General features: G+C 67.5%; 25 protein-coding genes and 1 pseudogene. 25 read left to right on the forward strand and 1 reads right to left on the reverse strand.

Features of this window, described 5'->3' with window-relative positions:
• Positions 1–263: 263 nt before the first annotated feature.
• From nrdH to D3H54_RS30675, 19 genes are all read left to right on the forward strand, one after another.
• Entirely contained in the window at positions 264–509 is a 246-nt protein-coding gene (nrdH, locus tag D3H54_RS30585) for a glutaredoxin-like protein NrdH (RefSeq protein ID WP_149383920.1), read from the forward strand.
• Positions 510–542: 33 nt separating this feature from the next.
• Positions 543–1181, forward strand: a complete 639-nt coding sequence (locus D3H54_RS30590) for a hypothetical protein (protein WP_149383921.1) — start codon at positions 543–545, stop codon at positions 1179–1181.
• Positions 1178–1798, forward strand: coding sequence for a hypothetical protein (locus D3H54_RS30595; RefSeq protein WP_149383922.1), 621 nt, complete (start codon positions 1178–1180; stop codon positions 1796–1798). Before D3H54_RS30590 ends, D3H54_RS30595 begins: the two co-directional genes overlap by 4 nt.
• Positions 1795–1992, forward strand: a complete 198-nt coding sequence (locus tag D3H54_RS30600) for an amidohydrolase (protein ID WP_149383923.1) — start codon at positions 1795–1797, stop codon at positions 1990–1992. The genes D3H54_RS30595 and D3H54_RS30600 overlap by 4 nt, the downstream gene beginning before the upstream one ends.
• 81 nt (positions 1993–2073) lie before the next feature.
• Positions 2074–2742 (forward strand): chymotrypsin family serine protease, encoded by a 669-nt coding sequence (locus D3H54_RS30605; RefSeq protein ID WP_149383924.1) that lies wholly within the window; start codon positions 2074–2076, stop codon positions 2740–2742.
• Between the two features lie 551 nt (positions 2743–3293).
• The gene (locus D3H54_RS30610; protein WP_149383925.1) at positions 3294–3863 is read left to right on the forward strand and encodes a hypothetical protein; all 570 of its coding nucleotides are present in this window, start codon (positions 3294–3296) and stop codon (positions 3861–3863) included.
• An 88-nt stretch (positions 3864–3951) separates the two neighbouring features.
• A complete protein-coding gene (locus D3H54_RS30615) occupies positions 3952–4428 on the forward strand; it encodes a hypothetical protein (protein WP_149383926.1) in 477 nt (158 codons plus the stop codon).
• Between the two features lie 405 nt (positions 4429–4833).
• Positions 4834–5061 (forward strand): hypothetical protein, encoded by a 228-nt coding sequence (locus D3H54_RS30620; protein ID WP_149383927.1) that lies wholly within the window; start codon positions 4834–4836, stop codon positions 5059–5061.
• A gap of 83 nt (positions 5062–5144) precedes the next feature.
• The gene (locus tag D3H54_RS30625) at positions 5145–5804 is read left to right on the forward strand and encodes a hypothetical protein (protein WP_149383928.1); all 660 of its coding nucleotides are present in this window, start codon (positions 5145–5147) and stop codon (positions 5802–5804) included.
• A 381-nt stretch (positions 5805–6185) separates the two neighbouring features.
• Positions 6186–6644, forward strand: coding sequence for a hypothetical protein (locus D3H54_RS30630; RefSeq protein WP_149383929.1), 459 nt, complete (start codon positions 6186–6188; stop codon positions 6642–6644).
• 76 nt (positions 6645–6720) lie between these two features.
• Positions 6721–6987: a hypothetical protein gene (locus D3H54_RS30635; protein WP_149383930.1), complete on the forward strand. Its 267-nt coding sequence runs from the start codon at positions 6721–6723 to the stop codon at positions 6985–6987.
• A 393-nt stretch (positions 6988–7380) separates the two neighbouring features.
• Complete coding sequence (locus D3H54_RS30640; protein ID WP_149383931.1) at positions 7381–7632, forward strand: DUF7280 family protein; 252 nt, start codon at positions 7381–7383, stop codon at positions 7630–7632.
• A 399-nt stretch (positions 7633–8031) separates the two neighbouring features.
• Positions 8032–8394 carry a hypothetical protein gene (locus D3H54_RS30645; protein ID WP_149383932.1) on the forward strand — a complete coding sequence of 121 codons (363 nt, stop codon included), beginning with the start codon at positions 8032–8034 and terminating at the stop codon, positions 8392–8394.
• 86 nt (positions 8395–8480) lie between these two features.
• Positions 8481–9035, forward strand: a complete 555-nt coding sequence (locus D3H54_RS30650) for a hypothetical protein (RefSeq protein WP_286199359.1) — start codon at positions 8481–8483, stop codon at positions 9033–9035.
• A gap of 368 nt (positions 9036–9403) precedes the next feature.
• Positions 9404–9697 (forward strand): hypothetical protein, encoded by a 294-nt coding sequence (locus D3H54_RS30655; protein WP_149383933.1) that lies wholly within the window; start codon positions 9404–9406, stop codon positions 9695–9697.
• A 27-nt stretch (positions 9698–9724) separates the two neighbouring features.
• The gene (locus tag D3H54_RS30660; protein WP_149383934.1) at positions 9725–10168 is read left to right on the forward strand and encodes a hypothetical protein; all 444 of its coding nucleotides are present in this window, start codon (positions 9725–9727) and stop codon (positions 10166–10168) included.
• 393 nt (positions 10169–10561) lie between these two features.
• Positions 10562–11512 carry a DUF4192 domain-containing protein gene (locus D3H54_RS30665; RefSeq protein WP_149383935.1) on the forward strand — a complete coding sequence of 317 codons (951 nt, stop codon included), beginning with the start codon at positions 10562–10564 and terminating at the stop codon, positions 11510–11512.
• Positions 11513–11902: 390 nt separating this feature from the next.
• Entirely contained in the window at positions 11903–12193 is a 291-nt protein-coding gene (locus D3H54_RS30670) for a hypothetical protein (protein ID WP_149383936.1), read from the forward strand.
• Positions 12194–12283: 90 nt separating this feature from the next.
• On the forward strand, positions 12284–12670 hold the full coding sequence (locus D3H54_RS30675) for a hypothetical protein (protein WP_149383937.1): 387 nt from the start codon (positions 12284–12286) through the stop codon (positions 12668–12670).
• A gap of 82 nt (positions 12671–12752) precedes the next feature.
• Here the strand turns inward: D3H54_RS30675 and D3H54_RS32080 are convergent, their stop codons facing one another.
• Positions 12753–12875 (reverse strand): hypothetical protein, encoded by a 123-nt coding sequence (locus tag D3H54_RS32080; protein ID WP_286199360.1) that lies wholly within the window; start codon positions 12873–12875, stop codon positions 12753–12755.
• A gap of 438 nt (positions 12876–13313) precedes the next feature.
• Here D3H54_RS32080 and mobF point away from each other — a divergent pair, with 438 nt between their 5' ends.
• The 6 genes and pseudogenes from mobF to D3H54_RS32290 form a co-directional block, all read left to right on the forward strand.
• Positions 13314–16142 (forward strand): MobF family relaxase, encoded by a 2829-nt coding sequence (gene mobF / locus D3H54_RS30680; protein ID WP_149383938.1) that lies wholly within the window; start codon positions 13314–13316, stop codon positions 16140–16142.
• Positions 16143–16187: 45 nt separating this feature from the next.
• Entirely contained in the window at positions 16188–16586 is a 399-nt protein-coding gene (locus D3H54_RS30685) for a hypothetical protein (protein WP_149383939.1), read from the forward strand.
• A 240-nt stretch (positions 16587–16826) separates the two neighbouring features.
• Positions 16827–20282 carry an HNH endonuclease gene (locus D3H54_RS30690; protein ID WP_149383940.1) on the forward strand — a complete coding sequence of 1152 codons (3456 nt, stop codon included), beginning with the start codon at positions 16827–16829 and terminating at the stop codon, positions 20280–20282.
• Positions 20283–20429: 147 nt separating this feature from the next.
• Positions 20430–21047 carry a uracil-DNA glycosylase family protein gene (locus D3H54_RS30695; protein ID WP_149383941.1) on the forward strand — a complete coding sequence of 206 codons (618 nt, stop codon included), beginning with the start codon at positions 20430–20432 and terminating at the stop codon, positions 21045–21047.
• A complete protein-coding gene (locus D3H54_RS31410) occupies positions 21044–21529 on the forward strand; it encodes a hypothetical protein (protein WP_168215136.1) in 486 nt (161 codons plus the stop codon). The genes D3H54_RS30695 and D3H54_RS31410 overlap by 4 nt, the downstream gene beginning before the upstream one ends.
• A gap of 8 nt (positions 21530–21537) precedes the next feature.
• Positions 21538–21609, forward strand: a pseudogene (locus D3H54_RS32290) (hypothetical protein); the annotation flags it as partial.
• Positions 21610–21618: the final 9 nt, after the last annotated feature.

The following is a 21618-nucleotide window of genomic DNA, read 5'->3' on the forward strand; positions in this document are numbered from 1 at the left end:
AAGCGCCGAAGAACAGTCAGGTCGCCAGACCCGTAAGACGTTGCGCGTCTTTGCTTCGACTCGTTGGTGAGGAGGCATCAGCACCACTGCAAAACCATGCAGAGCCGGGCCGCGTCCCCGGGGCAGAAATACGCCGTTGATTTCCGAATAAGAAAAGAGGAAAGTCTATATATCGCGGGTAGAAAGTGTTGTCGGACACTCCGAATATCCGATAGAATCAGAATATCTTTCACACACAATTGCGACGCTCAAAGGAGCAGAGAATGACCGCCATCACCGTCTACACAAAGCCCGCCTGCGTGCAATGCAACGCGACTTTTCGAGCCTTGGATAATGCCGGGTTGGACTATACGAAAGTCGACATCAATACCGATGCCGACGCCCGCGACTACGTGATGAGTCTGGGCTACCTGCAAGCCCCCGTCGTCGTCGCCGGCGGCCAGCACTGGTCGGGGTATCGCCCCGACCGAATTTCGGCGATCAGCAAATCCCCCGCGCTGAGCGCCTGAGCCGACCACATTGACCCCGAACGGAGACCAGCGATGTACCACCTCTCGATCGACCACCAAGGCCGGTCCGTCACCACCACCGACCACCCCGACCGAGACGACGCCCACCGCAGCCTCATCAACTACGTCATCGGCGCCGACTACTACCTGCGGCCCGTGCGCACCGATGCCGACACCACCCGCTATGAGCTGCTCGCCCTGGCCGACCCCGACAGCCGCGTCGCCCGGCCCCACCACACCGGGCACGCCACCATCGCGCCGGCCCACGACGACGCGAACGTGACCAGCACCTACTACGCCGCCGTAGCCGCGCAACGCTGGATCGCCGATCACCACCCCAAGTGGGAGCACGGAGCCGACACCGATCCCGGATCGCGCTACCCGCTGGCCGTGCTGACAGCCGCCCAAGCCGAGGGACGATGCTGGTTCACCGCAGGCACCCTGTGGCGCGAAGCCGCCCAGCTGGCCGGTGTCGAGCTCACCGCCGCGCCCGATCAACACCTGCTGGAAACACTGCGCCACAACGCCATTGCCCAGGCGGGCGCCGACCTGAGCGCGGCCCAACTGGCCGGCGCTGTGCACGCCGCGCTGCCCGCCCACATCGACACCGCCCAAGCCGCTGCTCTGACCTGGTGGTACGTCCTGCTGAGCTGGGGGATCACCGCATCATGACCGCCGCACACCGCGCACCGCTGCACGTCGTCCCCGACAGCGACACCACCCCGGCCCCCGAAGCCGACTTCGAACCCAGCGACGAATGGCGCGGACAAGCCATCGCCGCGCGATGGGAACCCGAAAACCAGCTCATCGGGGCGCTGCTGTGGATGCCCTACACCCGGGCCCGCGCCTTTCTCGACCTCATCCCCGACACCGCCATCTGGCGGCCCATGAACCGCTGGGTGTACGAGATCATCCGCCGCGCCACCGACGCCCGCCGCGACCCCGACCCCGTCACGGTCCTGGCCTACGCCCGCCAGCACGCCGCCACCCAGGCGCTGGAACCCGCCAGCCCCCCGACCGCCGGTCAACACCACCGGCTCGCCCTGCACCTGGCCGATCTCTACACCCACACCGTCAGCGCGGCCGTGGCGGCCAACTACGCCCGCGACGTGCTCGACGAGGCCTACCGCCGGGCGGTGCGCGAACACGGAATCCGCATGCAGCAGATGGCCGACAGCGGCGCGGACCGCATCGACCTCACCGACCAGTTCACCGCCGTCCGCGATGACCTCGCTGATCTGTGGCGGCGCGCCGAAGCCGCCGCCCAACCCGGATGGGACCAGCCGTGACCAGTCCCGCACGCAGCACCGCCCACCCCGCCAGCCTGGACATCAGCATCGCCGCCCGCGCCGGTCACGCGGTGCAGTCCTACACCCAATCCCACGGGCAATCCGCCCGAGCCGCGCACGCCTGGATCGACACCCTGCACAACCGCGCCCAACGCGCCGCCGAGCGCCGCCTCAGCGCAACCCTGCTGCGCTGAGGTCAGCGCCGCCCGGGCGCTGATGTCACAGGCATCGCAGACAATCATCGGCAGCGCCCACCACGAGGACAGGACTCAGCGATGCGGCTCACCCGCACAGCAGCACTCACCGCCGCCGCAGTTCTGGGCGCCGTCGCGCCCCTAGCCGCGCCCGCGCCGAGCCGCGCCAGCACCGCCACCGTGGCCGCCGGCGACGAGATCGCAGTCCAGTCCACCCGCGGCCCCACGGTGTGCACGCTGGGCTACACCTACACCAGCGGTGACACCACCTACGGCGTCACCGCTGGGCACTGCACTCGAGGCGGCGGCACCACCGTGGTCGACCTCGACAGCGGAGCCGCCGGCCGTGTCGCCGTCGCCATCACCGACCCCGATCCCCTGTTCGACGACTTCGCGTTAATCAACTTCGGCACCAACCGATCCGTGGCCACGATCAACGGCATGCCTGTCAACGGCATGGGTGTCCCCGACCCACGAACAACGGTGTGCCGCAGCGGAATCCGCACCCGCACCGTGTGCGGGCAGCTCGACGGGCGACTGATCGGCTACCAATACAACGTCACCGGCATGCCCGAAAGCGTTCCCGGTGACTCCGGGGCACCCGTCTGGCAGCCGGCCAGCGACGGCACCGCCACCATCGTCGGGATCTGGCTGGGCGAACACCACACCCACAGCGGCACACGCACCGGACGCTTCACCAGCCTCACCGAATCGCTAACCGAACTGGCCGTCACCGGCCTGCAGGGCTGATCGGCCGCAGCCGGAGCCCGGCGCCGACCGCGAGAAAGAGATCGCCGGCGCGACAGCGCCGCCCATCTGCACTCAGCACCTCGGTCACCACACGCCAGCCTCCAAGATCAGCCACTCGCGACGCAGCCCAGACGTTCGTCGACCCCGACGGACCTCAGCTGGGATGAGGGCACTTTGCAGTGCCAGCCCCGCCGCGGGTGCGGTCCGCATGCCGGTCACCTCAACAGATGCGCGCCCTGGCGGGCGCTTCATGGCCGCCTGGCGGCGGCCGCGTCCGTAGCCACTCACCTTTTAACCGTTCAGCTGGGCGCCAAGTATGACCGGCGAGGACCCCGTCACGCTCAACCCACACCCGCGCCGAACTGCACAGGCCGAGTGACCTTTTCGGCCCAACCCGAGCTCACCCGAGGCGCTGGCGCGCCCGGACTCGCGGGGCCGAAAACCCTGCTCCGTTTCGCCGCGGCCTCTTCGGGGTTGACCGCCCACCCCACCGGTCCCCGCACACCCAGCGCTAACCGGCGCACCCAACACCACCCGAACGGGAGAACACCATGACCACAACCCACACCGACCTCACCGCCGGCGGCCGACACACCTACCACCTGGCCCAACGACTCCGGGGCATCGCCATCGACAAGCTCTACACCTTCACACCCGGCCACCAACAGCTCAACATCGACACCCTGCCCGAGGACCTCGACGTCCTCGCACGCTTCACCACCCACAACTGGGGCATCAGCGCCCAACTCTGGGCCCGCGACGAGCACGGGACCCTGCAGGCCGCCGCCGAATCCAGCGCCGGGCACCCCGATACCGTCTCCACAATCAGCGCCCGCATCAAGAACTTTCGCTCCGGAGCGCTGCTGTGGACCCACATCGGCACACCAATAAGCGCCGCCCCGATCAGCGCCCTCGGCGGAGCCATCTACACCGCAGTCGGCCGACACTGCTACCAACTCACTGCCGTCCCCCGCCTCGGCGCGCCCGCCATCTGGCAGCTGCACACTGACGACCTCGACGCCGAACACCCCCAATTTGCCGGCGTCGACTCCGCCACCACCCACATCGCCGAGTTCCTCGAGCGCACCCCCACCCCGGGCCGACGGCGGCGCACCCGATGAACCCACCCCGATCGGCGGCCGCGCTCTACAAGCACCCGCGCCGCCACACCTACATCAACGACACCCACACCACCGAAAGGACACTGCGATGACCAACACCCAGCCCACCGAGGCGGCGCTGCGCCGCGACGGCAACGCGCACTACTACAACCAGATCCACCCCCCAGCAGCACATTTCATCGAACAAACCGTCGCCGTGCACCTGCGGCTCTCCGACGACGGCACCCGCTGGATTGTCGACGGCCCCAGCGTCGACGGCTACCCGCTCGACAGCACCTACGCCGACCTGAACGCGACCAACTCCGAATGCGCCTGCGACCGGCCCGAGGAGTGCACCCAAGTCCGCGACCGCGCCGACACGCTACCGCTGCCCACCGCCGCCGAGCTGGTCGCGATGCTGACCGCCGCGCTCGACACCCCAGCCGAGCTCATTACCGCCGAGCAGGCCAGCAGCTGGGCCGGGCGAGCGTTAAGCGCCGATGAGATCGACCGCCTCGCCGAGGCGATCCCGCACTCCTCGATCCCCGAAGCCATCGACACCATCACCGGCAGCTGGCAGGACTGACACCCCAAGCAGGGCCCGGTCACCCCACCGCGGGTGACCGGGCCCCCTTTTTGTTCCGGTCGCTCCAGCGTGGCCGCGCAACGGCGCGCCGCCAAGCCAGGTAGGGCCGCCTGCCGGCGGCCGTGGCCCGTAGCCCCTCACCTTTCTGCCTGTCAGCAGGCGCCCAGCATGACCGCAGGGCCCCAGGCCGGCTCAACCCACACCCGCGCCGAACTACGCGCGCCGAGTGACCTTTTCGGCCCAACCCAAACTCACCCGAGGCGCTGCCGCGCCCGGGCTCGCCGGGGCCGAAAACCCCGCTCCGTGCGCCGCGGCCTCTTCGGGGTTGACCCGCCCCACCCCACGGTCCGAACGCACCTGCACCGACCGGCGCACCGCCGGTCACCAACCGCAAAGGAACACCCCATGAGCGACTGCATCGACTCCGACCACAGCCCCTGCCGCGGAGAGGTTTTCGAGCGCTACACCCTCTCCGGCAGCGGAATGACCTTCCCGCGCTGCGAGCACCACTACGACGAATACGTCGCGCACACCCAACCGCGCATCGACGAGATCAACCGCCGCTACCCCGCCACCGCTCCAGCCGACTTCGATCCCAGCTACGCCGGCGAGCGCTGGGACGAAGACGACTAACCAAAACCCGATCCACCCCGGTCAGGTCCACCGAGGCCTGACCGGGCGTCCCGAACCCCGCAGACCCACCGAAAGGACCCGACATGTACGACCCATTCGACAAGATCGCCGTCACCACCCCCGCCGGCACCTACGCCATCGCCCTGCACTACGACCTCGACGCCGCAGCACCCGACTACACCGACGACGGCGGACTGGTCTACCTCGGCGATGCCCGCACCATCAGCGCCCAATTCGGCGACGCCTCTCACGACGTCGCCGAGCTGCTGCGCCGGCACACCGCCGCCAACGATTCCCTCTACGACCACGAGTACCGCTCCTCGGCCGCCATTGCCCGCTACCTGCGGATGACCCACGGCCTGGCCGGGATCCTGCACATCACGCGCAGCGGTGACCGCTACCACGCCGAGGCGCCCTGCACGAAGCGGTACCGCGGCATCGAAGGCCTGGCCTGGGCACCCCCCGACGCCACCGCGCCCGAGGACTACACCCGCGGCACCGTCGCCACCTACGACGCCTGGGCCAACGGCGAGGTCTACGGCTACATCGTGGCCGGACCGGACGGCCGAGAAGTCAGCTCCTGCTGGGACTTCTACGCCGACCCCAACGAGGCGTTCACCGCCGACGCTCCCCTGGGATTGGCCCACATGGTCAGCCAGGCCCGCGCCGACATCGACAACGACGCCGCCGAGCGCATCGAGCAGGCCAACACCATCGGCGCCGGCTTCACCGGACTCATCTGAGATCCGCCAGCACCCAGCGAGCCGGTCACCCCCACCCCGGAGGTGGCCGGCTCGCCTGGCTGACCCGCACCTGCGCAAGCGTCGCCCTGGCGGGCGCCGATGCCCGCCTGGCGGCGGGCGCGTCCGTAGCCACTCACCTTTAAGCCGTCAGCAGGGGTCGCAGCCTAATCGGCCGGGGGCCCGACCGGTCAACCCACACCGACGCCGAACTCCGCAGGCCGAGTGACCTTTTCGGCCCTATCAAGCTCGCTGCCGCTCGCGGGCCGAAAACCCTGCTCCGTGCGACGCCGGCTCTTCGGGGTTGACCGCCCACCCTCACCCGATTGACCGCTCCCCAGCGCTGACCGGCGCACCACTCACCACAAGAAACGGAGAACAACCATGGACCACGAATTCGACCTCGCATTCGCCCTTCTCGACGAAGCCGCCGAGCGGATCCAACACCAGCAGTACGGAATCACCCGCATCGTGTTCCACAACCACGGACCCATCCTGCTGACCACCGTCCACGAGTACACCCCCGAGCAGGGCCACCACCTCGTGCTTCTGGCCACCGACGACTACGGACAAATCGCCGCGCTGGAGGCCACCGCGCCCGACCTCAACACCGAACCGACCACCCGAATCCTCAAGGTCCGCGCCGGCGACCTGACGTTCCACCAGATCCCCGGCACCTGGTCCTACCGAGCCGACGGCGCCCACACCTACACCCTGACCGCCGGAGTCGGTGACGAACCGATGTGGACCCTCACCGTCGACGACGCCCCCCTGGCCCTGGCCTACGAGGACCTCCAGGAGGCCATCGACGACATCCTCGACAACGAGCCGATCGCCGCCTGAACAACCTGCTTAGCCGGGCCCGCCCCTGGGGGTGGGCCCGGCCTCACCCACCGACCTCAACCCGAAAGGACCGACTATGACCAGCCACCCCGACTACACCGACTGGGACCGCGACATCGAGGAGGCCCGCGCCGAGCTCCTCGGCTCCCTCGCCGACGCCATCAACGCCCTCACTCGCGCCCAGCGGGCCGTCACCGCGTTGACCAGCGACCAGGTGTTCGACGTCGAATTCGCCGAAGGCACACCCGGACCAGACAGCACCTCGTTCATCACCGACAGCGTCCGCAATTGCCGCGCCGCCTACCACATCGTTCACGGAATCATCGACGACGAACGCCCCTAACAAGGCGCCACCCGCGCCGGGGCCCGGCAGCGCCGCTGTCGCGGGCCCGGCCCACCGGTGTCTTCGGGCTCCACGCCCCGCTGCGGCGCTCACGCGCCGACTGCCCGCCTGACGGCGGCCGTGGTCCGTAGCCACTCACCGTTAGGCCGTCAGCAGGGGTCGGAAGCCTAATCGGCCGGGGGCCCGACCGGTCAACCCACACCGACGCCGAACTCCACAGGCCGAGTGACCTTTTCGGCCCAAACCAGCTCGCCCAGGGCGCTGCCGCGCCGGGCTCGCGGGGCCGAAAACCCTGCTCCGTGCGACGCCGGCTCTACGGGGTTGACCGCCCACCCCCACCCGATTGACCGCACCCCAGCGCTGACCGGCAGCGCACCAGAAAGGGGAACACCAATGTCCATCACCACCGCGATCATCACCAACGACTGCATCGCCACCATCGACCAGCCCGTGGACTGCCTACTCGACGCCATGATCGAAGCCCAACACCGGGTCGGCCAGATCACCTGGAACGACATCGCATTCGACCGCGCCGAGGGCACCTACCGGGGCCCGGCCAACACCGCCATCCCCATTTCCGTCGTCGACACCAGCGCCACCAACGACCTCCTGGCCGCCGTAGAACGCTGGATGCACCGACGCTGACACCCGCCAGCGCCGCAGCTGGCCCCGCCGCAGCACGGGGCCAGCTGGCCGCCGGTGCCTTCCGGCATCACACACCTCAGCGACCAGGCCGCCGAGTGTTGCGGCGCTGGCGCGCCGAGGCCCGCCTGGCGGCGGGCGCGTCCGTAGCCACTCACCTTTAAGCCGTCAGCAGGGGTCGCAGCCTAATCGGCCGGGGGCCCGACCGGTCAACCCACACCGACGCCGAACTCCGCAGGCCGAGTGACCTTTTCGGCCCTATCAAGCTCGCTGCCGCTCGCGGGCCGAAAACCCTGCTCCGTGCGACGCCGGCTCTTCGGGGTTGACCGCCCACCCTCACCCGATTGACCGCTCCCCAGCGCTGACCGGCGCACCACTCACCACAAGAAACGGAGAACAACCATGGACACCACCACAGCACCGGCACTCACCACAACCGTGTACCTCAACGACGCCGAGGCCAGCTTCCTCGGATTCAACCGGGCCGCACCCGCCCGGCTGCGCGCCGCCGCCACCTTCAACCTGGCCATCCCCACCGGCACCCGGCCCCACCAGACCGCCATCGGCGCCGCACTCGAGCACATCTTCGACGAGCTCAACTGCGAACCCACCGCCAGCTGGGCCGTCGGCTGGCGTCACGCCGGCCACCGCAGCTTGTCGGTCGGCGACGTCGTCGTGATCGGAGAAACCGCCTGGGCCGTCGCATCCGTGGGCTGGAACCCCGTATCCGCCGACGAGCTCGCCGCCGCCATCAACCGGGGCTGAGCGCAGCCGCACCGATCGGGCCCCGGCACACCAGTCGGGGCCCGATCCCCGTTCCTCACCACCTCGATCACCCATCCTGAAAGGACATGTCCATGGGCCAGTACTTCATCCCCGTCATCGTCGACAACGCCGGTCGACCCATCCGCGCCGTCGCACCCACCGACTACGGCAGCGGACAGAAACTGTCGACCCACACCCGCGCCGACACCCCCCTCATGACGGCCGTGGAAACACTGCTCACCCTCGACGGCAGCGCCCGCCTGGTCTGGGCCGGCGACGACGACACCCCCGACGACGGCCAACCCGGGCTCTACTGGCTCGTCGAACCCCACCACTTCGTGCGCTTCGCCGGCCTCATCGACCCCCACGAACCGGTCACCGCCAACGCCGAACCACCGGTCACCATCACCGCCACCAGCCACCGCTACATCTGCAACCCCGACAAGCAGCAATACATCGACAAAGACCGCTTCGGCATCGACGACCACGGAGTCCGGCGCTCCCCGCTGCCCTGGCTCACCGCCGAAGGCGGACCCACCACCCGCGGCCGCCACACAAGCTGGGCCCGCGACCGCATCTACCTCACACCCGCCCACCCCGGCGCCGATTGGACCGAAGTCCCCAACCTGCTCTGGATCTAACCAGTCCACCGGCCCCGCCGGTGCGGTGTCTTCCGGTGCGTGCCGGATGCGCCCTGGCGGGCGCGTCATGGCCGCCTGGCGGCGGCCGCGTCCGTAGCCACTCACCTTTTAACCGTTCAGCTGGGCGCCAAGTATGACCGGCAAGGCCCCGTCACGCTCAACCCACACCCGCGCCGAACTGCACAGGCCGAGTGACCTTTTCGGCCCAACCCGAGCTCACCCGAGGCGCTGGCGCGCCCGGACTCGCGGGGGCCGAAAACCCTGCTCCGTTTCGCCGCGGCCTCTTCGGGGTTGACCGCGCCACCCCACCGGTCCCCGCGCACCCAGCGCTAACCGGCGCACCCAACACCACCGAAACGGAGAACACCATGGAAATCGACTACGCCCTGGCCTGGGACTTCCTCGACGACCACGACACCCGGCCCTACCAACTGCGGTTCCGCCTCAACGACCACTTCCGCAGAGACGGCCAGCTCGTCGCCGTCGTCGCCCGCGCCGACCACCCCGACCAAGGCCACACCCTGGCCATCAGCCGGGCCGGCGTCGACTTCGACATCGTCGAAAAAGCACTCCACGGCTGGCAGACCTGGGCCCGCTTCACCGAGAACACCGTCAGCCTCGCCGCCATCCGCCGCCGCATCACCGACGCCGGCCTCGCCTAACCCCGCCACCGGAAAGGACTTCCACCCATGAGCGCATTCCTCGTCGACCCCGAACACATCCACGTCCTGCTCTGGGCCGCCAGCCGGCCAGCCGGCCACTACGGCCCCCTGTCGTGGTATTTCGACAACCCCACCCGAGAAGGCCGGCTCACCGCCGACACCCGCGACGGCGTCGGACAGATGCTCGTCGACGAAAACGCCGCCTCGGTCAACTACCGCTACGACGAAGACGACTTATTCATCTACGCCTACCAGCGGCCGCTGCACACCACCTGGAGCACCGTCGATCTGCTCAAGGCTCTGCACTGCTACGAATACCAAGCCTGCGAGCACGCCGGCTGGCGCGACAGCCAAGCCCACGCCTTCTGCCGCGCCTTCGAGCACCGCCTGATCCAGGCACTGCCGGGCTACGACGACGGCCCCTGGGCGATCTCGCGCCTCGACGTTCCCGCCGCGGCCCGGCGCCAATAAGCCGGCCACGGATAACACCGCCAACCCGGCCGGTGCCCGCGCAGCTGTCGCGGGCCCGGCCGGTGCGGTGTCTTCCGGTGCGTGCCGGATGCGCCCTGGCGGGCGCTTCATGGCCGCCTGCCGGCGGCCGCGTCCGTAGCCACTCACCTTTTAACCGTTCAGCTGGGCGCCAAGTATGACCGGCAAGGCCCCGTCACGCTCAACCCACACCCGCGCCGAACTGCACAGGCCGAGTGACCTTTTCGGCCCTATCAAGCTCGCTGCCGCTCGCGGGCCGAAAACCCTGCTCCGTTTCGCCGCGGCCTCTTCGGGGTTGACCGCGCCACCCCACCGGTCCCCCGCACACCCAGCGCTAACCGGCGCACTCAACACCACCCGAACGGGAGAACAACCATGACCATCAAGCTCGGAACACCCGCCGACGTCATCGCCGCCGCCGCCCCCATGCTGGGCTTCGCCGTCACCGACAGCATCGTGGCCTACATGCTCGGGACCGATCCCGCCGACGGCCCGATCATCAAGGTCACCATCCGCTGCGACATCACCATCACCGCCGAACAAGGCGCAAACTTCGCGCGCACCTGCAATCTCACCGCCAGCAGGTACGACGCGGTGCTACTACTCGCGGTCTGCGGCCCCGAGCTCGACGAGCACGCCGCGGTCATCCTCGACGCGATCCGCGACTCGCTGACCGCCGCCGGCATCCCCGTGCGCCAACGCCTGCTCACCCGCGACGTCACCACCGCCGGCACCTGGACCGACCCCGACACCGGCGCCTCCGGACCCACCTACCCCTACACCGACTCGCTGCTGACCGCCCAGCGCGTCCACGACGGCGCGACCATCACCACCGACCGCGAGGATCTCGTGCGCGAATTCGACCCCATCGACCCCGCGCCGGCCGTCGCCGTCGGCGACCACGACGTCCTGGTCTACAACACCATGGAAGAGATCTCCGATGCCCTCACCGGAGTCAGCCGATACATCAGCCCTACTCTGTCCACCCGCGCCGGCATCCTCATCACCGCACAACCCGCGCTGCGCGATGCCATGCTGCACCTCGCCCTCGACCACGAACGCGCCGCCACCAACCTGTGGACCCGCATCGCCCGCCAGCTGCGCGGCCGAGCGCGCGCCGAAGCGCTCACCATCGCCGCTATCTGCTACTGCCTGATCAACGACTCCGTGCGCGCCGGCATCGCCGCCGAGATCGCCGTCACCGAAGCCGCCGCCGCCGGCGACGAGCCCCCCACACTGGCCACGATGCTCCTCGATGCCATGCGCTCAGGGATCAACCCCGCCCTCGTGCGTCGCGTCATCGCCGACACCCATCCCGGCACCTAAACCCCGGGTCTCGCCGCCAACACGGCCGGGTCCGCGCAGGTGTCGCGGGCCCGGCCGGTGCGGTCTCTTCCGGTGCGTGCCGGATGCGCCCTGGCGGGCGCTTCATGGCCGCCTGCCGGCGGCCGCGTCCGTAGCCACTCACCTTTTAACCGTTCAGCTGGGCGCCAAGTATGACCGGCGAGGGCCCCGTCACGCTCAACCCACACCCGCGCCGAACTGCACAGGCCGAGTGACCTTTTCGGCCCTATCAAGCTCGCTGCCGCTCGCGGGCCGAAAACCCTGCTCCGTTTCGCCGCGGCCTCTTCGGGGTTGACCGCGCCACCCCACCGGTCCCCCGCACACCCAGCGCTAACCGGCGCAGCAAACACCGTAGACGAACGGAGAACAACCATGACCATCGCCACCAACCCCTGGGCCATCACCGACCACGACCCCACCAGCAACCTCAACACTGCCGGACCCAGCACCACCGCAGTCCTGGCCTACGCCCGCGCCGACATCCACACCGCGGTCGACTGCGCCGACGACCCCCACCGGCGCCGCCAATACGCGCTCTCGGCCCGCGACAACGCCGTCACCGTCCTGCTCGCCGCAGACGCCACCCCCGACGAGCGCCGCCACGCCGAGTACTACCTCGCCGACGCGGAGGCCTTCATCGCCAACACCGCCGCCGACAACTAACCCAAAGCGCACACCTGCGGGGCCCGCACCGCGCGGGCCCCGGAGCCGCACCGCACACCCGCACATCGGCACATCCGAAAGGAACCCACCATGACGCACACCGACACCCTCGCCACCGTGACCGCGCTGCGCACCGCACTGCTCAACCTCGAGGCACCCACACCCGAGCTCGCCGAGCGCACCGCCACCGTCCTGGCCGGCGCGCACGCGCGCCACCTCGCCGGCGTCGCCGATCGCCACGAAGCCGCCGCCGCGCAGCTCTACGAGCGCATCGCCGAGCACCTGACCGACCGACCCATCGCCGCGGCCGCCTACGCCCTGGCCGCCCAATGCGCCTTCCTGGCCGCCGACTACCGCCACACCGCCACCCTGATCACCGCCGCCGAAAACCACGCCGCCAGCCACAGCAGCGACGTGCCGCCGCTGGCTCGGCTGCTCAAGCTCGACCACCGCGTCAACAACCCCGCCGCGTCTTAGCTCCACACGAACAGAGCCGGCACGCCCCTGTCCCACGACAGGCAGCGTGCCGGCTCTCTTTTTCTTCCGGCCTCAGCCCGGCTCAGTACCCGATGCCGGCGCTGAGCCCCGCGCTCATCCAGTCCCACAGCTGGCCGCCAACCATCCACGCCAGCACCGCGCCCTCTACGGCCACCGCCGCCAGAGCCGCCCAAATCTTGCCCATCGTCACCCCCTCTTCCCGGTAGCTGCCAGACCTTCGATCTCGCGAGCCACACTCTGTTTGATAGCCCACGCACGCCCCGCGGCCGGCTCTGCCGTCACCGCGGTCGACCGGGCCGTGGCCAACGCCCGCCCCTCACCTCTCACAACCCACTCACCTTCACGTCGTCCCCCACACCCAACTCTTTTCCCTTCCCCTCACCCTAAGTCCACCCCTCACCTCACACTGGCACCAATTCCTCACCACCTCCCCCCTTGCAGCACACCCACTCCGCCTCACCTCCGCTCCCACCAACAGACTTCCGGCACATTGGCACAAGTTTGTGCCGGCACATTGGCACAAGTTTGTGCAATACTCGGGTTCGGGCGCTGGCGCGCCCGAACCCCGGCCGCCTGGCGGCGGCCTGTCCGGCTTGGTGAGGTGGTCGATGACGGTGCGACCGTGCTGACGATCTCACGGTTGAGCCGATGGAGCATCGGCTACTACAACGACACCGCCAATCAAGCCCGCCAGGCGTCGATGGACCGCCAGGCCGCCGGCGGCGGGCTCGGCGAGTACTACTCCGAAGGTGACACCCGGGTCCCAACGTGGGTGGTGGTCGGGGACAAGGCCGCGGCCGGCGAGGCCACCGGGCTGGACGGGGCCGCTCTCGACGGCGGATTTGCTGACACCGAGACCGCGGCGCGGTGGCTCGATGACGGAGTCACCCCCAACGGAGAGTCGGGGCGAGCGTTCGGGACCAACGGAGTGCACGGTTTCGACCTGATGTTCGCCGCGCCCAAGAGTGTGTCGCTGCTGCGGTCGCTGACCGATGACGTGGCCGAAAAGGTCATGCAGAACGCCCACGTCAAAGCCGTCGAAGCGGCCATGACCTACCTGCATGAGCACGCCGGATACACGCGGGTGCATAACCCGCTGACCAGCAACAAGGATCTGCAACGGCTGCCCGGGCTGGTGGCGATCGCCTACCAGCATGAGACGTCGCGGTGCGGGGATCCGCACCTGCACACCCACGTCATCGTGCCGAATCGGCAGGCCAGAGCCGACGGGCGGTTGGTGTCGATCGACTCCAAATCGCTGTATCACGAAGCCAAAGCCGCCGGGATCATCTACCAGGCCACGCTGCGCCACGAGCTGCACGCCGAGCGGGGCTTCGAATGGCAACACGTCGACGAGCACTCCGGTATGGCCGAGATCGCCGGAGTGGACGTCGCGAGTATCAAGGCGTGGTCGCAGCGGTCCACCCGACTGCGGGAGTGGGCCAAAGACAACCTCGTCGTCGTCGACGGTGAACCCACCGCCGCGCAGCTGGCGACCGCGCAGAAAGCCACCCGGCCCACCAAACCCGAACAGCTCGCCTGGGAAGAGCTCAAAGCGATGTGGCGCGCGGATGCACGCGGACTGACTCTGGAGCGCGACGCGCATTTCGCCGCGCGCGACCAGCGGCGCGCACAGGCGCGCACTCCTCTGGACCGGACGCGCATCGCGCACATGGCGGCGCGCATCGACAAGGCCGCTTTCACGCGCGCCGACATGGTGGAAATCGTCGGCGCGCAACTGCCCGTCGACGCGGCCGGGGAACCGCGCGCGCTCATCGAACAATTCGTCGACGACGTCGGTGTGCGCATCAGCGCACCGCGCGAGGCCCAGCACCGCGAAGGACACGAGAAGTACACCGTCGACGAGATCATCCTCGAGGAATCGCGCATCCTGGACATGGTCGACACCGCCGACAACCGCAGCCGCCTCGACGTGCGCGCCGTCGATCTCGGCGACCTGTCCGTCGACCAGGAACGCGCCATCCGCAACATCGCCGTCTCGCCGTTTCTGGTGCAGCCGTTGCAGGCGCCAGCCGGTGCTGGCAAAACCCACTCACTCAAAGCGCTGCGCGGCGCGGCGCACCGCGCGAACAAGGAAGTTCTCGTACTCGCACCCACCGGCAAAGCCGTCGATGAGGCCATGCAGGAAGAAGCCGGCGACCGCGGGCTGACCGTGGCCATGGCGCTCAACCTCATCGAGGACCACACGCTGGCCATCGACGGGCGCACCGTCGTGATCGTCGACGAAGCGTCCATGGTCGGCACCCCGGACCTGAAGAAACTGGTGTCGGCCGCGGTGGCCGGGCGCGCCAAAATCGTGCTCGTCGGTGACCCCTACCAGCTGGAGCCGGTGAAGGCCCGCGGCGGCATGTTCGAGCACCTGAGTGGAGAGCTGCCCTGGTCGCAGCGACTCGGAGAAGTGTGGCGGATGCGCAGCGCCGAAGAACGCGACGCCTCGCTGGCGCTGCGCTCCGGGCACGGCAACCGGCTGCGCAAAGCGGTCGGCTGGTACCGCATCCAGGGCCGCCTACACACCGGCGACCCAATCGCGATGGCCAAAGACGCCGGCGATGCCTACCTGGCCGACCGTGCTGCCGGGAAAGACTCGCTGATGGTGTGTGACTCCTGGGAGATGGCCGACGCGCTGAACCTGCGCATCCACAACGCCCTGGTCGGTGACGGCCCCTCGGTGCGAGCCGCGCGTGAGCAGCAGGTCGCAGTCGGCGACATCATCGTCAGCCGCGAAAACGACCGCACCATCGCCGTGCACCCCGGCGCCGATCAGCCCCTCGGCCGGGACGTCGACCAGGTCCGCAACGGCAACCGGTGGCGCGTAGCCGGCATCGACGAGAAAACCAACCGGGTCGCCGCCGAGCGGCTCTCCGACAAGGCCCGCGTCGTGTTCGACGGCGACTACCTGCGCAAGAAGATCACCCTCGGCTACGCGGTGACAGTGCACTCCGCCCAAGGGGTGACCGTGGGTAGCAAGACCACCCCCGGGGTATGCCATTCGATCCTGTCCGACACCTCCACCCGCTCCATGGCCTACGTCGGGATGACCCGCGCCAAAGACGAAAACCACGCCTACGTCTACCAACGGATCAGCGGCGAAGCCGACCACGAACACTCCCGCATCGTGGCCGGCGCCGACATCCACGTCCTGCGCCGCGGCAACAAATACTCAGCAGCACACCATTTCCGCACCATCCTGGCCAACGACGACCGGGCCCGCACCATGCACGCCGAAGCCGAACGCACCGAACGTCACCTGCTGCCCCAGCCGGTCAGCGACCTACTGGTCACCCAAGAGCAGCGCGGCCACACCCGCAGCGCGGTGTGGCGCGAACACAGCGCCGCCGGCCGGGCCGCGGCGGCGGCCTACGAACGGATGGCCACCGTCGCCGAACGCGACCGCGATCGCAGCCGCGACATCGACGGCCTCGAACTCTAGAAAGCCCACTGAGAACTCAGCCGAGAACCGTGTGAGGAGAAGGACTTGGACACCATCGTTTTCGGAACCGGTATGCCGTGCATGCTGGCGTTCCTGGACCACGACATCGACCACGTCGTGGCGACCTGGGAATCCTGGGTCCAGGCCGGGCAGTTCGTCCGCGCCCGCCACGAAGATCCCACACGCGATGCCATCATAGGTTTCCTGCCCGCCGCGATCGGGACCGTCGAGTTCGTACCGCATCATCCATACCGCCGATGGCCCGACCGGATGTTGTGGAGCAACCCGCACCTACAAGCCCACACCAGCACCGCCGACCTGCCGCCAGAGAAAGCGCACTACTGGACGCTCAATCCGGCCGGATTCAGTGCACGATTCGACGACACCATGCCCGCCGGGGCGCCCGGCTTGATCTTGGGTCACTGGGAACCCGGCCGCCTCTAAAGTTCGGCCGACCGCATCGCGCGGCCGGCGGTGGCGTCGCTTCTGCGTCGGCTCCCTGCACGTGCGGTGATCACCGCAATCGACTTGGCCTGGGAACTTGCAACAGCAATGGCCACAGTGACTGATCGTGCGGGAGGACGCGAGGTGAGCAGGGCGACGCAGGGCGCGACTGGCCGGTCTACGTCGGCGCTTCTGAGAAGATGAGACCGATCACCCGTTCGACGCCGACAGCGAGGTCTCGTGACGATCAGTGCACAGACTCGCAAACTGTTGTGGGGTCGTGCCCACAACATGTGTTCCTTCGCGACGTGCTGGCAGGCATTAACCGCCGACGAAGTGGACGCGCGAACCGGTAAAGCATTCGCCGTCGTCGTCGGCGAGGAGGCACACATCCGCTCTGGGAGCCCTGGCGGACCACGCTATGACCCGGATTATCCGAGCGCTGACATCGATAAGTACGAGAACTTGATACTTCTGTGTCCGACGCATCACAGCTTGATCGATGCGCATGACGGCGACGCCTACGACGTCGACACCTTGGTCAAGATGAAGGGGCGCCACGAAGAACAACAGGGACGCAAGGACCGCATCACTCAGACCGTCCGGCTCTATGTCGGCAAGCAGTACGAGATTGACGACAGAGTTCTGTTCGAGCAGGTCGACCTGCACGGTCCCAGTGTTGACGCGATGTTCGTCGACGTTCCGTTCGCGTGTTCACCCGACACGGCCATCGCTGAAGTCATCGAACGAATTGCCGCTGAGCATCCCGGTGACCCGGAGGCACTTGCAGGCGCCGGCGACAAGGTGGTTGCCGGAGCCGCCCAGGCGCTTCTGCATCCGGACTGGCGCGGCAACGCACTACTGGTCGGTGGGCCTGGCCAAGGAAAGTCCACGCTGCTGCAGTACCTCTGCCAGTTCCATCGTTCTCGCATGCTGGACAAGAGCTCCTACACCGGCGACGACCAGCACCTTCCACAGGCGACGCGCATTACCAGGACGGCAATTCGATTGGATCTGCGGCGTTACGCCCAATGGGCAACCGACCAGAAACCCGCCGCGAAGACCAAGAAAGGACAACACGCCGCCACCGCCGCCAGCCCGGCCTGGCGCAGCATCGAGCAATACATCGTCGCCGAAGTCAAGAACGGCAGCGGCGGCCACCAATTCTCCCTGGAGGATCTGGCCGCGTTGGTGTCGACCGAACCGATGCTCATCGCCCTAGACGGACTTGACGAGGTCGCCAACATCGACCAACGCTTGCACGTCAGCAACGAAATCGTAGAAATGCACGCTCGCCTGAAGGTCGACGCGCGTGATCTGGTCGTCATTGTCGCAACGCGCCCAGGAGCGACCACGTCGCGACTATGGTCCTCCCGCGACTTCCCCAGATTCACATTGCAGCGGCTCTCACAGGGGCTGCGCATCCAGTACCTGAGGAAGTGGTCGACCGTCGCCGGCCTGAGCGAGGAGAACACCGACAAACTGCAGGCAACCTTCATGGACAACCAGCACGTGCCACACATCCGCGAACTTGCCTCCTACCCAATGCAACTCGCCATCCTTTTGCATCTTCTGCATCGCCGCCAGTTGCTCCCCCAGCAGCGCACGGAGCTTTACGCTGAGTACCTGAAGACCTTCCTGGATCGAGAGCAGACAGCAGGCAAGGAACCCCTGCTCGCCGACCAGCGCGACACCATCGTGAGTGTCCACGCATACCTGGGCTGGTACCTGCAGACCAGGGCAGAAGAGGGCGCCGGCGCCGGTTCGATCTCACGCAGCGAGCTACGCGCAGTGCTGCGCGAGCATCTTGAAGGCCAGGAATACGGCCAGCAGTTCGCCGACCGCCTGTTCTCTGCCATCTCCACACGGGTGCTTTGCCTGGTCGAACGAGAGACCGATCGCTTCCAGTTCGAGGTTCAGTCGTTGCGTGAGTACTTCACCGCGCTTTACATTTTCCAGAATGCTCCCCCCAAAGGGATCGGCAATTCGCGAGACGACTGCCTAGATGCGCTGCTGCAACGCCCCTACTGGTCCAACGTCTGCCGGTTTTTCGTGGGTATGTTCTCCAAGGTCGAAGTGCGTGGGATCCGCCAGAACTTGCGTCAGTTGAGCACAGCGGCAACCGATCTCACGCTGCATCCAATGCTGCGCTCTATGGCCGCCCAATTCCTCGATGACCGAACCTATGTCGGGCAGGCCGATGAACCGATTCAAGAAGTCGTGGACTTCGTGCTGGAGGGCCCCGGGGTAATCCTGGCCGGAGATGGCCTGCTCGACGTCAACGGCCCACACCTTCGGTTCTCCGAACGAGCCGGACAATCACAGGCCGCGCGGCACCTCAAGACACGACTCGTTGACGAGGCGTCGCCCGAGACGAGAACGGCCATCGCCGCGCTGCTGCGCCGACACTGCGCCACCGACGACCTGCACCAGTGGTGGTGGACGCAGACCACACCCACAATTGCGTGGCTACAGACCGCCGCCGAGCTGGGCGTTCTCAGCGAGCTCAGCGAGCCGGAAAACGACACGCTCGCAGCAATATTGACAGCGCTGAGCACCGACATGGTCTGGCTCGCCGCGCTATTGCACCAAGGTGGCTACAACGGACGTCACGGCGAGATCATCGCGCTCTGCAAGACCGACGTTAATGAAGGCGCCGCAGACGCGATCGCGCCGATTCAGACGACGTCAGTCGTCCCCCTGGTGGAGTGCGCCGCCAAGGCGAAACTGCGGCCGCACGCTCACACCGCCACCCAACGAGCACGCCGGACACGGATTCGGCAGCGGGGCCAGCCCGGTGATGTGGTGCTGCACGAGATTGCCGAGTTGTCGAACTACCTCTCGGAGAAACCGCCCTCCGAAGCGACTGCCAACGACTGGTTTAACCGGCTGAAGAGAATCGCGCAGACATGGGGTGACGGCTGGGTACTGCGACAAGCCATCGCAACTGTTCCCTCCGACCTGGACCTGCACGCGCTGGCCGATCGCGCAGGCTCCGATGAGCCAACTCTGGCCACCGCGGCCTTGACGGAACATGACGCGCGTTCGCACAACAAGGACGCAGACTGGTGGCACCAGTCGCTCGCTTCGTGCACATCCGACCTCGACCGGCGGCACTGGGTGTTCTCGCTGCTGAGCATTGCGCGTCCGCAAGCGGTACTCGACGTGGCACCACGCCTCAACGACGAGGTGTCAGCCCTATCGCCCAAACACTATGCCGCAGTCCGATATGCGCTGGGGTGGTTCATGAAATCATCGTTGGCCCGCGAACTCGTATTTGCCGATCCGCTGCGGCTTCGGCAAGTCGAGGTGAGCCCGCGGACGTTATGGGTGATTCGCGCGGTGGGCACCGAGGCGACCATCGAGTGGACAGATCGACGGCTGGAAACGGACTTCGAGTCGTTGCTGCAACCCGGGTTGGGCGACATGCGGCCGTTGCTGCGCGCCGTCGGGTCGCACACCACGGTGAAAGCCAAGCAGCTCAAGAACAGTCGCTCGCTGTTACCCCTCGGCGGATGGGCCAGCGACATCAAGCTCGGCGCGTTGAGCCTTGAGCTTGCCCGTGAGATCCTCCGAGACCCCGATCAGTGGCCGGGCGATCTCGCGCAACGGGCCGCCGAGAAGATCGGAACGAGACTCGCGTCGAAAGCCTCAACGCTGGCCGCCACCGCGCAAGCCGACGCGTGGTTTACCTAACGTAATTTGGATCTCGGTCACGATCGCGTAGTCAGCCACGTCAGCCGAGGCGGTTCACCGTGCCGTCATTAAGAGCAGCAACAAGTAGGGTCTGACGGGTGATTGAAGCGGTTACGCTGGGCCGGCTCCCACAGCCGAGGCGATGTCGTGACGACTGATACCCGGCGGCGGGGAAAGGCCGCGCTCGACCGAAAGATCAACGCGTGCCGCAAATGCGTTCACCCCGACCGCTTGAATGAGCCCGGCGTGACCGAATCAGCGCCCGGTTTCGGCTCAATCGATTCGCCTGTCGCGATCGTAGGCGAGGCGCTGTGCCGCGCCTGCATGAAAGAGCAGGAGCCCTTCTACGGCGGCAGCGGACGCGTCCTTGATCGTTGTTTTGAGCGGGCCAAGGTCGCCAAGACGGACCTGTTCATCACGAACTCGATTCACTGTCACCCTCCTGATGATCGTGACCCGTACCCGCATGAGAGTGCGAATTGCTTGCCGTTCCTGCGTGCTGAGTTGCGTGACATCGTTCAGCCGCTCCTGGTGATCGGCGTCGGCAAGTTCGCGAAAGTGGCGTTGCTGCAGGTGTATCCCGAAGCGCGACAGCTGAGTTGGCCGTTCCGTGTGCCGCGTGCACGTCGAGCTGATCCGCCTGACCTGCCGTATCTGTTGTTTCCGCAGCACCCTTACTTCATCATGACCCGGCCCCTTGCTGTTCGTGATCACTATGAGCGCCGGTTGGCCCGCGCGATCGAGTGGGGTTTCACGACGACATGACGAGTCCCCCGGTTGATCTGAGCTCTTTTACCGGCTGGATTCCGTTCGCGCTGCTACCGACTGCTGGCGTGCCTGCCGAGCCGGGTGTGTACGTCGTCGTGCGACCGAGTGATGAGCCGCCGATGTTCCTCGATGTATCGCCTGCTGGGCATTTCAAAGGAAAAGACCCGACTGTCACCGTCGCCGAGCTGGCTGCACTGTGGGTGCCCGGTGAGCGGGTCGTCTATATCGGCAAAGCCAATGCGGGCGCAAACGGTAAGCGTCATCTGCGCAAGCGACTCGACGAGTACCGCAGGTTCGGCGCGGGCGAGCCGATCGGCCACTCAGGCGGCCGACGTATCTGGCAGCTAGCCGATCATGACCGTCTGCTCGTCGGCTGGCGCGCCACCGACGACGCCGATGCCGCGACCATCGAGACGAAGATGCTCGCCGAGTTCCGCGCACGTTACGGGCGTCTCCCGTTCGCGAACATGCGCGGTTGAGCCGCGGCTTGTCGATCACGGCAGGCGGGGCCACGGGTCTCGGACAATGGGTCAGCGACCAGCGTAAGAAGCATCGCGCCGGCCAGCTC

Source organism: Mycobacterium sp. ELW1, assembly GCF_008329905.1.
Lineage (GTDB): Bacteria > Actinomycetota > Actinomycetes > Mycobacteriales > Mycobacteriaceae > Mycobacterium.